The following is a 14184-nucleotide window of genomic DNA, read 5'->3' on the forward strand; positions in this document are numbered from 1 at the left end:
TTGGCGTTGGACTAAATTCTAATGGCCGAGTAAGTTCTATTTATTTGAGCTATAATAATTTATCGGGGAAACTACCAGCTCAACTTTCAGAGTTGGATGAACTTGAGACGCTTTATCTTAATAATAATGAACTCACAGGTTGTTATCCAGCTAGTTTAAAGAGTTTATGCAATCATCTAACATCGGTTTCTGTCGAATCTGGAAATACAGGAATGGTTGCTACATGGGCAGATTTCTGTGCATCGGATGCGGGTATATGTACTTGTACTAAAAACTTAGTTTTGCAAAGTACAGCTGATGATTATAACTCAGGTGTTGTGCTAAAAGAAGTCAGTAGCTCTGACGGAACCGTAACGGCTACGAATAAATTGACTGGGAATTCGAAAGTCACCATACGTGCAGGAAGCCATATTCTTCTCGGACCAGGCTTTAAAGCCGATAAAGGAACAGTATTCTTGGCTGAGAATGGAGGTTGTGAATAATTGTAAGTTTGAAGAATCTGGAAAATTCTTTTCAGGTTCTTCAAGCTTTTTTATACGAAAGAGCAAAGAAATTATTGAGAAGTAAACTAACAGTTTTAGAAGACCCTACAACCTCCAAATCCCCATTCCGCCATCGGGAGCTATCATTTGACCGGTGCAATACGGTATTTGACCTGTGGCCATAGCCGCTACTATTTTACCGATGTCTTCTGGCGTACCCATTCGTCTTTCTGGAATAACGCCATCAGAAGCTAATTTTTCGTATTTCTCTTTTACTACGGTGGTCATATCTGTAGAAATAACACCGGGTTGTACTTCGTAAACAGGAATTCCAAATTCTGCCAGTTTAACAGCAAAAGAGCTGCTCATGATGCTTAAACTTGCTTTTGCCATACAGTATTCCACTCTATTGGTTGATGCCGTTCTTGCTGAAATAGAAGTAATGTTTATCATACAGGCCTCAAAGTTTGGGTCTTTTTCTTTTCCCGCTATAAGTTCTTTCACAGCCAACTGACTCATGAAAAAAGTGCCTTTTTGGACAATGTCCATCATGTAATCGAAATTCTCTTCATCTATTTCCAACATGTCTTTTCTGACCTTTGGAGCAACTCCCGCATTATTGACCAAAACATTCAATTGACCATAATGATCTTTGATTTTGCTCACAATACTTTGTCTATCTTCCGCTTTAGAAATATCACCTTGGCAGTAGATTACGTCTTGGCCATAGGCTTTTAATTCATCTAAAACTTCACTTACGCCACTTTCATCTCTTACCCCGTTTATGGCAAGGCTATATCCTTTTTCGGCTAATGCTTTAGCTATTCCTAGGCCTATTCCTCGGCTTCCTCCTGTAATAAGTGCTACTTTCATTAGTGTTGTCTTTCTGCTTTTAAAGTTTGGGGTTGTAACGTTTCAATGCTACAATGATTTAATGTATTATAGCTCCATTTTATTAATTCGTGAGTATTTAATGATAAAATGCTTCAATGAGTTACTGCCCCTTTGGATTGATTCAATTCTATTAATTCGCGATTATTTAATGATTCCATAAATCGAAAAATTCTTGCAGCATCGCAACATTTGAGCATTGCGTCCTTGAAGCATTGCGACATTTTTCTTCTAACTCATTAAATCTTTGCCTATCTACATTTTACTCCTAATCTCCTTCACTGTTTTAGCTTCTGGCATTGCTTTGTAAAAAGGATCAAGAGGGAAGCAACCTGAGATAAGGCCGTTTCTTGGGCCCGTAGTACAGTCGGAGAATGTTCTACAGATTTTGTTCCTTTTAACTACTTCACCATTGATAATATCTGCTGGCATTTCTGGGTAACTTAATACCATTCTACCAAAACCCACCATGTCGGCTTTTTTATCTTCTAATACACTTTGAGCTACGTTTGGAAGCCATTCTTGTAAATATGAATAGGCAGAACCAATAATCACCATTTCAGGGAATTGTTCCTTTATCTGTGCGGTCACACGTATTTGACGTGCGACACCTAAAAGTGGATCTTCAGGTGGCAAATAACCATCCGAAGGAGGGAAAATTGCAGGTCTAATGATATGTGGGTTATAATAAGGACTCCCGCCTGTAACGCATATTAACTCAATTCCTAAGTCTTGGGCTAGTTTGATAAATTGAAAAGTCTCCTCTAAATCTTCTGAAAGACCATCTTCTGATCCACCAAAAGAGTATTTATAGCTTTTCTTATCATTGAAAGGCTCTCCAAAACCATCTTCATCTGCTTTAAATGGTATCCAGTCGAAGGCACTTAGTCTGATGCCCATCTGTAGCCCCGATGCTGCTTCTTTTATACCCGCTACAATATCTCTCAGGAAACGAGTTCTGTTTTCCATACTTCCACCGTATTTGCCTGGTCGGTCATAAGATGAAAGGAATTCATGTCCTAAATAGCCATGACAGTGTTTGATGTCCACAAAGTCAAAACCAGCTTTTTGAGCTAAAACAGCCGCTTTGATATAATCTTGAATAAGGCCGTCTATGTACTCGTCTGTAAGAATTGGGTAATCCTCACCTAATCCTTGTTTTTCATTTAATACAGGATGGTAGTAAAGAATTTTAGGCTCCATCTTATGTTTGTCGTAGGGTTTGCAAAATCTCCCAGAATGGGTCAGCTGCAAGCCTACCATCAAGTCTGAGGTATTGCCAAACTCTGCACCATGCTCTTGATACAGCATGTCATGCAAGTCTTTGAAATCTTGAAAGTTGGCCTCGTTAATCATTAATTGATTAGGATTTGCTCTTCCTTCAGGATTTACAGCAACGGCCTCACATCCAAAAAGTAATTTGGCACCGCTCACCGCAAAGTTCTTCCACCTGCGTTTTGTGTGCTCACTTGGTTTTCCATCCGTAGTGCCATCCCATCCTTCCATAGGAAGAATGCAAAATCTGTTGCCTATTTCAGAGCCAGATTTTAGTTTTATTTTTTCTGCAAAAACAGAAGAATCTCCTGATTCTACTTCCGTAGTAAATGGTAGTTCTGCTCCAATCTCTTTTAAATGCTCCGTGAATTTTTCTGCTGTTTTTAGCTGAGCTATTTTTGGATATTTTGCTTTGTTCTTGTCACTCATTTGTTTCTAAATTCCTCCATACAGTTAAAAAATGCGTAATCTGGTTTACCTTGAATCATTTTGTCAATGTAAATAGCCAATTCTCTCATGTGATAATCTCCCCACATGCTAGATTCATGACAAGCTATGGTTTGGCCTTCAGGCACATTATCCCAGCCATTGGGTTCATGGTAAATACTGTGCAACAAGATACCCTGATGGCTTGATTCTTCAGAGATATAAGGGCTTCCTAAAAGTGCTCTTGAAGAAGTTAATCCTGCTTTTGTGTATTTCTCGTCGTTCAATATTTTACCTAATCTTAGTAAACCTTGTGCGGCAATGGCCGCTGCGGTACTATCAATAGGTTCAAAGGCATTATAAGGGTCAGAGTTCACCGCTTTATAGTCGCCAAGTTTATATAGATGTGGGGCTCCGGTGTCCCAATATGGAATACCATCTTTCGCCGTGTTTTCAATAAAGAAATCGCATGTGGCTTTAGCCCCTTTTTCTAAAAGTGCTAAGAGTTCAGCTTTAGGATATGCTTCAGGAAATGATGCTTCAGGAATTTTCTGGAAGAATTCTAGTTCTTCTGCAAAACCACAGACAGCCCAAGCTAAACCTCGTGTCCAAGTGGTAAATCCACTAAAACCCTGTTGAGCATTTGGCGAACGGAAGTTTCCATCGTTGACATTAAAAATGCACTCATGAGCTGTTCTTCCCCAATCGTCATATTTGTCACGTCCTTCGCCGTAATACACATTGTATTTGGCGGTAGCCATAATATGCTTAATTCCTCTTTCTAAAAGGCTGATGATTTGATCGTTTTCACCTTTAAACTGATGTCCCATAAAGTGACTCAGCATTAAAATCCTGACCGACCTTATAGTGTCCACAAAAAGCGAGTGTGGACCATTAAAAGAATAGATATAGCCGCCATCCTTGGTGTTTGTCCATCTGGCTCCTTGTACGGTTCCGCTAACTTTTAAGGCCATTTTATAATACTCAGCTTCCCACTCATTATGAGGAATAAGCCCATCATTCATGAACCTTAATAGGTTTCCGTAGGTAGAGATATTATTAAAACCATGGTCATGCACACCTATATGCGTCAGGTGAGAGCCCATTTTGTTTACCGTATTGTCTTTTCCAATTTTTAGGAATTGTTCGTCTCCGGTGGCTTCAAACTGTAGAAGAGCCGAGCCATATTGAAACCCTTCTGTCCATTCTGTCCAACCTCTTGAAGAGTATTTGCCATTGATGGTGAAAACGGGTGCTCCATTGGAGCTGTCGTAATTCTTTTCAATATCAAGAATTTTTTTGCCGGATAAATTCCAGAAGTCGGCAAGTTTACTTTTTAAATCACCTGCACTTAAGTCAAAATCAATTTGCATTGATACGTTCTGTTTTTATGAATTTCGAAATTTTAATAACCCTTATACTTAGAGAAACCAGTTATAATTTTATGCCTCGATTTGAAGAAATCGAGCGGTTATTATGTTGAAAGATGGTAGTCCATAGCATCTGCCAAATAGTGTTTTCATAGATAAGGGTTGAATAAGTACCCTAATTAATTAAAAAAATGCCACAATCCATTTTTTCTGAAGGTGATTTAACAAAATCTAAATGTTATACATAAAAAAAAGCAGCATAATATCATTATGCCGCTTTTTAGTATCAAGGTTTGAGAGGTCATTAATTACCTACTCATATACATATTTCTTTCTTTGTAAACGTCTAAGAAGAACTCATCCTTGAGGTCGTCAATGAAGTAAATCCCTTCACCAGTCGACTTCATCTCTGGCCCTAGTTCTTTATTTACATTCGGGAATTTATGGAAAGAGAATACCGGTATTTTTATGGCGTAACCTTTTTTGATAGGGTTAAACTTAATGTCTTTTACCTTTAATTCTCCTAGCATAACCTTGGTGGCGTAGTTCACATAAGGCTCTTGGTAAGCTTTGCAAATAAACGGTACCGTTCTTGAGGCTCTCGGATTGGCCTCAATGATATAAACGATTTCGTCTTTGATAGCAAACTGGATATTAATTAGTCCTTTGGTATCAAGGGCTATCGCAATTCTCTTTGTGTATTCCTCAATTTGATTCATGACGTTTTCGCTCAAATCAAAGGCTGGAAGTACGGCATAAGAATCTCCAGAGTGAATACCTGCAGGCTCAATATGCTCCATGATTCCAATGATATAGGCATCTTCACCATCACAAATAGCGTCAGCCTCTGCTTCTACGGCTCCTTCTAAAAAGTGGTCAAGTAGAATGTTATTATCTGGAATGTCACTTAATATTTTAACAACATGCTGCTCTAGTTCTTGCTCGTTGATAACGATTTTCATGTTTTGACCTCCCAAAACATAAGACGGACGTACCAATAAAGGGAATCCAAGGTCTTTAGAAACCTCTACCGCTTTATCGGCTGTTCTAACGGTGGTGAATGGAGGGTAAGGAATACCAAGCTCCACCAGTTTCTCAGAGAACCGTCCTCTGTCTTCGGCCAAATCTAACGCTTCCCAAGAAGTACCAATAATCTTGATACCATAGTTTGTCATTTTTTCAGCCATCTTTAAAGCCGTTTGACCTCCAAGCTGCACAATTACGCCCTCAGGCTTCTCATGCTGAATGATGTCATAAACGTGCTCCCAGAAAACAGGCTCAAAGTATAATTTGTCAGAAATATCAGGGTCTGTAGATACGGTTTCAGGGTTACAGTTAATCATGATGGTTTCATAACCACACTCTTTGGCTGCTAAAACACCATGAACGCAAGAGTAATCAAACTCAATGCCTTGACCAATTCTATTCGGGCCAGAACCTATGACTAAAATTTTCTTTTTGTCGGAAACGATAGACTCATTATCAGGATTATCCTGAGTGACATTAAAAGTACTGTAGTAATAAGGTGTTTGAGCCTCGAACTCTGCAGAACAAGTATCCACACATTTATAGGCTCTTTTAATTCCTAACTCATGTCTTTTGTTTGATACTTCACTTTCTAAGCAATGAAGTAAATGAGCTATTTGTCTGTCAGCGTATCCTTTTTGCTTTGCTTCTAGCAATAAATCAAAAGGTAATTCTGGCAGCTTGTAAACCTCAATCTTCCTTTCTAAATGAATAAGTTCTTCTATCTGATGTAAGAACCACTTATCTATTTTGGTAAGCTTCTGGATGGTATTAAAAGAAAGTCCAGCTTTAAAAGCGTCGTATATATGGAAGAGTCTGTCCCAAGATGGGTGCTCTAAACTCTCTTTTAAAGCGGCTTGGTCTCTTAATTCTTTTCCGTCGGCACCAAGTCCGTTTCTTCTGATTTCAAGTGATTGACATGCTTTCTGAAGAGCTTCTTGGAAGTTTCTACCAATACCCATGGCTTCACCCACGGCTTTCATTTGTAGTCCTAGCTTCCTGTCAGCTCCAGGGAATTTATCAAAGTTCCATCTTGGAACCTTAACGATAACGTAGTCAATGGCTGGCTCAAAAAATGCTGAAGTGCTTCCTGTTATAGGATTGATAAGCTCATCTAAGTTATAGCCAATGGCTAATTTGGCAGCTATTTTAGCAATAGGATACCCCGTAGCTTTAGAAGCTAAGGCAGAAGAACGACTTACACGAGGGTTAATTTCTATACCTATAAGCTCGTCATTTTCTGGGCTCAAAGCAAACTGAACATTGCAACCTCCAGCAAACATCCCTATAGCATTCATCATTTTGATGGCCATGTCTCTCATGTGCTGATAGACTGTATCTGGAAGTGTCATAGCTGGAGCTACTGTGATGGAATCTCCAGTATGAACGCCCATGGCGTCAAAATTTTCTATGGTACAGATGATAATAATGTTACCAATATTATCTCTCAGTAACTCTAATTCGTATTCTTTCCATCCTAAGATAGATTGTTCTACCAATACTTCATGGGTAGGAGAGGCGTGCAAACCAGCGTTTAAGGCTTTGTCGAATTCTTCTGGAGAGTTTACAAATCCGCCACCAAAACCACCCATGGTAAAGGATGGTCTAATAACTAGTGGGAAACCTATTTCTTGAGCGATCTCTTTTCCTTCCAAAAATGACCTTGCCGTACGTCCTTTACAGACGTTAACGCCAATTTCCATCATTTTTAAACGGAACTTTTCACGGTCTTCAGTAGTCTCGATGGCGTCTATATCCACGCCAATCATTTCTACATTGTATTTTTCCCAGATACCTGCTTGGTCGCAGTCAATGGCCAGATTAAGGGCTGTTTGACCACCCATAGTCGGCAATACTGCATCAATGGGCTTGCCCATGGCTACATGCTTTTCTAGGATTTCCTTGATGTATTTTTTCTCAAGGGGTTTCAAATATACAAAATCCGCGTTGAGCGGATCTGTCATAATGGTAGCTGGATTTGAGTTGATTAATGAAACTTCAATACCCTCTTCTCTTAAAGAGCGGGCGGCTTGTGAGCCAGAGTAGTCAAATTCACAGGCTTGACCTATTATTATAGGGCCAGAGCCGATAATCAATACAGATCTCAGATTGGGATTTTTTGGCATTTTTTCAGGGAAGGAATTCCGATTTATTCATCGAAGCCCAAAGTTAATAGAGATTTTTGTTAGTTAATAAGATTGGATAGGTTTTTGTATAAAATTCATAGATAACATGGAAAATATTGTGAGATTAGTTGGACAATTCCAATTTGATTCCTTTCTTTTGTAACATTAATTCTATCCAAAGAATATGCTTTCTAAAAAAATAAATTTTCTTCTTATACTTATCTGTCTTTTTTCTTCTTTGTCGGTGCTTGCCCAAGGTGAAGTGTCTATTTTACCTGTGTACAATCCTTCACATCTGCAGATAAAAGTTACGGCCAATGGGAAGCCTTTAGGCAATGCCAAAACCATCAATATCAGTGATAGGAATATTGAGTTTAAAGCTTTTTCTGTGGGTAGAGATGCTGGTTCGGAATTAGTGATTCCAGAAATAGAAGTGAACTTAGTAAGAGGTGGCAGATTAATAGCATCAGAGATTATTGGAGAGAAAGGAAACATCAGTGCCATACTAGATTTAGCTCAAAACAATGATGTCGTAAGGTTTTTGGTGAATGGTGTCTATATTAAGAATGCTGTCCAGAAACTGGAATTGTATTCTTTAGGAACGGTGAACTTGCTTTACTCTATAGCTGCTAAGTAATATACCTTAGAATTTTGCGGGGTCTACAGGCTCTACCAAAACGACTTCTTCTTTATCTACGACTACCTGTCCGGCTAAAGAACCCTTTATTTTACGTACAAACTTTTTCGGTGTATACATTACCGGTACCATGGTATCGGTTTTTCGTTTTGAAAACCATGCCGCTAAGCTCGCGGCTCTTTCTATAACGTATATAGGTGTCTTTGTACCCGGTCTTTCCTTTATAATCACGTGAGATCCTGGCACATCTTTGGCGTGAAGCCATAAGTCGTTTTTGGTGGCATGCTTTAAAGTGAGCAGATCATTATTTTTAGAATTTTTCCCAATTAAGATTTTATACCCATCCACTTCAAAGTTTTTGAAAAGCTCGTCTACGCCTTTGTCTTTCTTTTTCTTTTCAGAAAGGTCTTCTTTTTGAGCAAACTTCCTTAGGTCTCTTAAGGAAACTTCTTCTTCTAGGTTTTCAAGTTTGGCATGAAGCGAAGCGACCTCCTGAGTTCGTTCGGCAATATTCTTCTCTAAGAATTCAATCTCTATCTTCTCTTTTTTTGCTTTTCTGTAATAATTTTCGGCATTTTTTTGAGCAGATAAGTCTTTCTTTAGCTTTATGGTAATAGGGGCGTTAGAAACAAAATCTAGTAATTCTACAGTGGTCGCCTTAGACGGAACCAAATGAAGGTTTGCCATTAATATATGCCCTATATCTTGATTGCTAGTCGCTAAAATGATTTGATCTAACCTTTCATTGGCTTGTTTGATATAGGTCTCGCAGCCCTTGATAGATTTCTGAACTTTCCTTTTCAGTTGGTTCTTTTCTGAGTCCAACTGGGTCACCTGCATTTTTTCTACGAAATATGCATTAGCCGCTTCTAGCGGATTGTCAAAAGTTTTTAAAACTTCACCTACTTCTATTAAAGAGAGATGCAATCGCTCATTGAGTTTGATGAGGTAAAACTGACCCAGAACTAAAGCTTGGTTTATGTTTTGTATCAGCTCCCAGTTTTCTTCTAGATCATCGCCACTTTTTTCTTTGTATACTTTCTGAGGCAGTTTGCCCCAAGTAGGGTAGACTTTGAATACATCGCCTTCGGCATCTAGAAAATCTTGAAAGGAAACAACTTTTTCTTTGCTGAAATCGGAGAGTTGAAGTTCAAAATCTTGCTTCAGCGTATTGTTAAATAGCTGCGTCAGTTTTTCATTTTTAAATGTTAAGACGTTACACCTGTTTCCAAACATTTTAAAAACCAGGATTTTGTCCTGACTCAGGTATACGGCAAAGGCTCTTTCGTTTTCAAAAACTTGGACAGATAAAACCGCTTCATTGATAAAATCTTTAAAAAGGTCAATAGAGTTTCTTTTAGCTCTATGAAATACTTCTGTAAAATAAAGGCCACTGTGGCTAGGTAAAACGGAGCATTTGATGAAAAAATCACGCTCTGGATTTCCAAAACCAATCACCAGTTCATCTTTCTCTTGACTAAAACAAGATAGCATTTCCAGTCCTTCCAGTTTTTCATGAAGGGCAGGGACTAAATGTTTAAAGAAATGGTAATTACAGTGCATTGGTTTCTTTTAGAATTCCTTCTTTCATCGCGTATTTTGAGATTTTGATGGTGGTCAGTCCGAAATTTTGAATCAAATAGCGAATTAAACAAACTGCCACCACTATCATATCTACCCTTAATTCTATCATACCAGGAATGGCCATTCGCTCTTCCCTGTTTTTTGTGAGCAGTTGTTCGTAGATATCAATAAACGCCTCTAAAGGATAATCAAATCCTATTTGGTCTATTGGTGTGTTTTCGCCCGTTTGTTTAAAATGATGTATGCTATTTAGCGTATCATAGCTACCCGATGAACCCACCATTATTTTAGGAGAATATTGGTGAATGGCATTGGTAAGCGGCAATAGTTTCTCTCTAAGATAATCGTCCAGTTTATTGACGGCCGCAGGAGAAATGGGGTCTCTATCTATGAATAATTCCATCATTCTTTGTCCGCCTATTTCTAGACTTTTTTTCCAAAGTATGCCCTCTTCATTACAAAGGATGAATTCTACGCTTCCGCCTCCGATATCCACAATGAGGTTATTGTCTTTGATTGGCACCGCTTGACTTACCCCTTTATATATAAGCTCTGCTTCTCTGTCGCCAGAAATTACTTCAACAGAAATGTCAGTGCTTTCTTTTATTGCTTTTAATACTTCGGCTTGATTGCTGGCACTTCTTAAAGCGGAGGTACCAAAAGCGAAGATTTGATCTTGGTCAATGTCGAACTCCGTGATTTTTTCTTTGAATACGGTTAAAACAGCAATCCCTCTTTCAATTCCATCTGGGGTGATAATTCCTTTATTGATACCCCCCATGCCAATTTTGGCAGCCATCGAAGTTTTGAATAGGACCTTATCCTGCTGATCTACTATAAGTAAGTGGAACGTATTTGTTCCTAAATCTATAATTGCTCTTTTCATCGGATGCAAACTTAAGCTTTATCGGTCATGAATTTATGACCTAGCTAAATGCGAAATCTATATTTTTTATTAAAATGATATGTTCTTTCTTCTGGAAGTCTATGCCATCATGGCTTCAATGTCTTCTATTTCAATAGGTATGTCAGCACCTAAATCGATGTTTCCATCTGCTGTAATGAGAATGTCATTTTCCAATCGTATTCCTATGCCTTCATCCAAAATATAGATTCCGGGTTCGCAGGTAAACAGCATTCCCGCTTTGAATTCTACATCTACAGGCCCTACATCGTGTACATCTAAGCCAAGGTAATGAGAAACGCCATGAGGAAAGTATTTCTTGTATGCTGGTTTTTTGGGATCTTGGTCGTCTATTTCTTTATGGCTTAAAAGTCCGAGTTTAATCAACTCCTTTTCCATGAATTGAGCTGTTTCTTTTCTGAGTTTTGCCATGGTGTTTCCTGGCACGAGTCTTCCTTTGCTAAATTTGAAAACGTCTAAAACAGACTGGTAAACCTCTTTTTGTCTATCATTGAATTTGCCATTGACCGGAAAGCACCTCGTGATATCGGCGTTGTAATTGCCGTATTCGGCACCAAAATCAAGAAGGACCAAGTCGCCATCTTGACAGATTTCATTATTGCTGATATAATGCAGCACGCAAGCATTTTTACCCGAAGCCACTATAGGCTGAAAGGCATGCCCTCTAGATTTGTTGAGAAGGAATTGGTAGGTGAGTTCGGCTTCAAGTTCATACTCGGGAACACCTACACGTAGTTTCTTAGCAAAATGGTTTAGAGCATTTTTACTGATGTCAATGGCTTTTTTGATGTGTTCCAGCTCTTCTGGTTCTTTAATGCTGCGTAAATCCCAGAGTATAGGAGCGAGTTTCTTTGGCTTTTTGACTCCAAAAGCTTTTCTGATCCACTTGTTGAATTGTATGGATTCGGTCACGAAGTCCTCATTTCTACCCGAATGCTTATTCGAATTCAAATAGATGTTGCAAGGCAGGTCAATGTTTTTGTCCAAGAATTTATCTATTTCATCAGACCATTTGACGGTGGTTATGCCGCTCAGTTCCTTGGCCTGCTTTTTAGATAATTTCTCCCCTTCCCAGATTTTAAGATGCTCATTGGTTTCACGAATAAAAAGGATCTCTCTGAACTTCTTTTTAGGATGGTCAGGGTAGAGTAGTAAATAGGTTTCTTCTTGGTCTATTCCTGTCAAATAAAACAAATCAGAGTTTTGCTTAAAACCCATGATGCCATCGGCATTGGTCGGAATAACATCGTTTGAGCACAAAAGAGCCATACTATTTTTCTTAAGTCGCTCAACGAGCTTGGCTCTATTTTTACTGAAAAGGGTATTAGCAAGGGGTGTATAACGCATTAAATAAGTATTTGTCTTTTACCAAAGTACTTCTAAATTCTTGTACTTGGTAAAAAAGGAATCTTTTGAAATCATGGTCTTTCTGTCTGTCAAGGCTAGAGTTATCATAATTCTATCAAAAGGATCTCTATGAATATTAACTAAGGTCAATAAATGTTCAAAAGTGATGGGAAGAATTTGAGTGTTATTTTTAACTAGCATTTCACCAAAGTCTTTTCGTGATACTGCTAGTTTTATGGTGATTTACCAAAGGCATATCATGTTAAAGAAACAAGCATTTTCGCTGGTTACATTAGCATTTTTGGCTTCTCTGGACAAAAAAATATTCCAGAGAGAAACCACTAAAGGCTCATTAAAATCATCAGAGATAGTGATTTTCCTTTCAAGACACCAAAAGAGCGTTCTTTCTTTGAATTTGGACTTTTCTCTGCTTTTGATTTAAGGAAGGCCACAAAGTCACGGAGTTCCATCTTTAAATGAGTAAGAAGTGCATTAACATTAGTAAAGAGGCTCCAGTGTATTCATAAACAAATATTTATAGTATAAGGTACTCTTTCAATTAAGAATTTTAATGGCTGTTTGTCTATAAACCACTATCCTCATTCACTCTTAAAACCATCAATCCTGAATGTTTTTTTATCCTGTTTAGGTATTCTTGAAGCGTTTCGTCAGAGATGACCACCTTTTTCTCTTCTGTAGAGGCATGCATAAAATGTAATTTATCTCCTTTCCAGTAAGCTAAACCTTCGTGGTTTACATCTAAACCTGCAATGGTAGACGTAAAAGCTATTATATCACCGTTTTTGATTTGGTTTTGCACCTTGGGTAAATTCTCTTTCTTGATTTCGTTAAACTGATACTTACTCACATTCTTTTCCATCAGTTTAATCTGAGCTAAAACCTTCTCATCCGTTTTAAAAGCGGGGTAAAATTGGCGGTGAGTGCCCATGAAATTTATAATTTTAGAATTTGGCTCACCTAGCTCTGGCGTCAAATCTGTTAGGACACCATTTTTTGCTGCAATTTTTGCCCATTCAAAGAAATAATGAATTCTGGAAGCATAACCGTCTACTTCTCCATCTCTATATCTTAAAAATTGAAGTTCTTCTTTGAGGGTTTCAACGTTCCTTTGAGGAGCTTCTGAAGTAAGGGCCAGTGCCAAAGCTGTCTCCACAAAAGTATAGCAGTCAAAGCCGTCTAATCTACATGTCAACTGTTCTTTTGGAGATTCTAAAGTGCCTCCTAAATAAGGTTTTCCTAAAAACTGTTTTCCTATTTCTATGAGTTTATCGGCCCTGGTTTGACTCCCAATGTTAGACGTAACCTTTTCTACTAATTTATCATCGGCAGATTGAGCAAACACACAAGTGCTGAATAAAAGGAAAGTGATGAGTTTAATTGATTTCAATTGATGCTAAGTTTTATTAATTGTATAAGAAGAAAAGCACTAAAATATTGTGCAAATATACTTCAAAATTTAAAGGATTATGTTGGATATTGTTTCTCTTAAGAATTAATAGATAGCTATCAAACATAGATTTTCCATGCTATTTTCCCTGTACTTTTTTACCTTTGTGCCTTGTTTCGAAAACTGAGTTTAGAAACAGAAGTATAAAGGAAATTTAGAAAGGCATGATAAATGCCCAAACTGCTTGATTAGCAATGAGTAAAACAATGACGCTGGAGGTACTATCCAGTATAAAAGGTGCCCAATCCTCTGAGGCAGTTGAGAAACTGTTTGATGTAATAAAAGGAGCAAAGACCAATTTGACCAATTCTCTAACTATTGAAGGGGTGAATCTGGATAGCCTAAGAGAAGATAAGGTGATAGAAAGCTCGGAGTTGGAAAAAAGTTTAATCAAAGCAAATTTTCCAAAAAGCAAGAATGGTTATTTGGTAGTTTCTAAAGTGATTGAGGAGTAATATGGAATCAGAAATTTTAAAACTACACAATGCCCTTTTGAATAAGGAGATCAGTTGTACGGAATTGGTTAAAAGTAAGTTGGATTTGCTAGGTAAAAGCACCAATAATACTGCTAATTTTCTTTTGACAGACAAAGCATTGAAAAGTGCTGCTCTGGTAGATGATAAAAAG

The 14184-nt window shown here is 38.1% G+C and carries 12 protein-coding genes; 3 read left to right on the forward strand and 9 right to left on the reverse strand.

What is annotated here, in order from left to right; translation table 11 throughout:
- A partial coding sequence (locus ACTBZY_RS15950) for a 3-coathanger stack domain-containing protein (protein ID WP_463047342.1) occupies positions 1-482 on the forward strand: 482 nt, incomplete at its 5' end.
- A 105-nt stretch (positions 483-587) separates the two neighbouring features.
- Here ACTBZY_RS15950 and ACTBZY_RS15955 read toward each other — a convergent pair.
- The 4 genes from ACTBZY_RS15955 to carB all read right to left on the reverse strand — a co-directional run bounded on the left by ACTBZY_RS15955 (position 588) and on the right by carB (position 7596).
- Complete coding sequence (locus ACTBZY_RS15955; RefSeq protein WP_463047343.1) at positions 588-1355, reverse strand: 3-ketoacyl-ACP reductase; 768 nt, start codon at positions 1353-1355, stop codon at positions 588-590.
- A 273-nt stretch (positions 1356-1628) separates the two neighbouring features.
- A complete protein-coding gene (locus ACTBZY_RS15960; protein ID WP_463047344.1) occupies positions 1629-3077 on the reverse strand; it encodes an oxidoreductase in 1449 nt (482 codons plus the stop codon).
- Positions 3074-4447 carry a glycosyl hydrolase gene (locus ACTBZY_RS15965; RefSeq protein WP_463047345.1) on the reverse strand — a complete coding sequence of 458 codons (1374 nt, stop codon included), beginning with the start codon at positions 4445-4447 and terminating at the stop codon, positions 3074-3076. Before ACTBZY_RS15965 ends, ACTBZY_RS15960 begins: the two co-directional genes overlap by 4 nt.
- A gap of 305 nt (positions 4448-4752) precedes the next feature.
- Positions 4753-7596, reverse strand: coding sequence for a carbamoyl-phosphate synthase large subunit (carB, locus tag ACTBZY_RS15970; protein ID WP_463047346.1), 2844 nt, complete (start codon positions 7594-7596; stop codon positions 4753-4755).
- 184 nt (positions 7597-7780) lie between these two features.
- Between carB and ACTBZY_RS15975 the strand changes: the two genes are divergently transcribed.
- Entirely contained in the window at positions 7781-8233 is a 453-nt protein-coding gene (locus tag ACTBZY_RS15975; RefSeq protein ID WP_463047347.1) for a hypothetical protein, read from the forward strand.
- Between the two features lie 6 nt (positions 8234-8239).
- Here ACTBZY_RS15975 and ACTBZY_RS15980 read toward each other — a convergent pair whose 3' ends face one another.
- The 5 genes from ACTBZY_RS15980 to ACTBZY_RS16000 form a co-directional block, all read right to left on the reverse strand.
- A complete protein-coding gene (locus tag ACTBZY_RS15980; RefSeq protein ID WP_463047349.1) occupies positions 8240-9796 on the reverse strand; it encodes an NFACT RNA binding domain-containing protein in 1557 nt (518 codons plus the stop codon).
- Positions 9786-10703, reverse strand: coding sequence for a Ppx/GppA phosphatase family protein (locus ACTBZY_RS15985; protein WP_463047350.1), 918 nt, complete (start codon positions 10701-10703; stop codon positions 9786-9788). The genes ACTBZY_RS15980 and ACTBZY_RS15985 overlap by 11 nt, the downstream gene beginning before the upstream one ends.
- Positions 10704-10802: 99 nt before the next feature.
- On the reverse strand, positions 10803-12089 hold the full coding sequence (locus tag ACTBZY_RS15990; protein ID WP_463047351.1) for an aminopeptidase P family protein: 1287 nt from the start codon (positions 12087-12089) through the stop codon (positions 10803-10805).
- 18 nt (positions 12090-12107) lie between these two features.
- Positions 12108-12290, reverse strand: coding sequence for a PIN domain-containing protein (locus ACTBZY_RS15995; RefSeq protein ID WP_463047352.1), 183 nt, complete (start codon positions 12288-12290; stop codon positions 12108-12110).
- A gap of 382 nt (positions 12291-12672) precedes the next feature.
- Positions 12673-13497 carry an N-acetylmuramoyl-L-alanine amidase-like domain-containing protein gene (locus ACTBZY_RS16000; protein ID WP_463047353.1) on the reverse strand — a complete coding sequence of 275 codons (825 nt, stop codon included), beginning with the start codon at positions 13495-13497 and terminating at the stop codon, positions 12673-12675.
- A 254-nt stretch (positions 13498-13751) separates the two neighbouring features.
- Here ACTBZY_RS16000 and ACTBZY_RS16005 point away from each other — a divergent pair, with 254 nt between their 5' ends.
- Positions 13752-14012, forward strand: a complete 261-nt coding sequence (locus ACTBZY_RS16005; protein WP_463047354.1) for an Asp-tRNA(Asn)/Glu-tRNA(Gln) amidotransferase subunit GatC — start codon at positions 13752-13754, stop codon at positions 14010-14012.
- The last annotated feature ends 172 nt before the right edge of the window (positions 14013-14184 follow it).

This window comes from Arcticibacterium sp. (genome assembly GCF_055134445.1).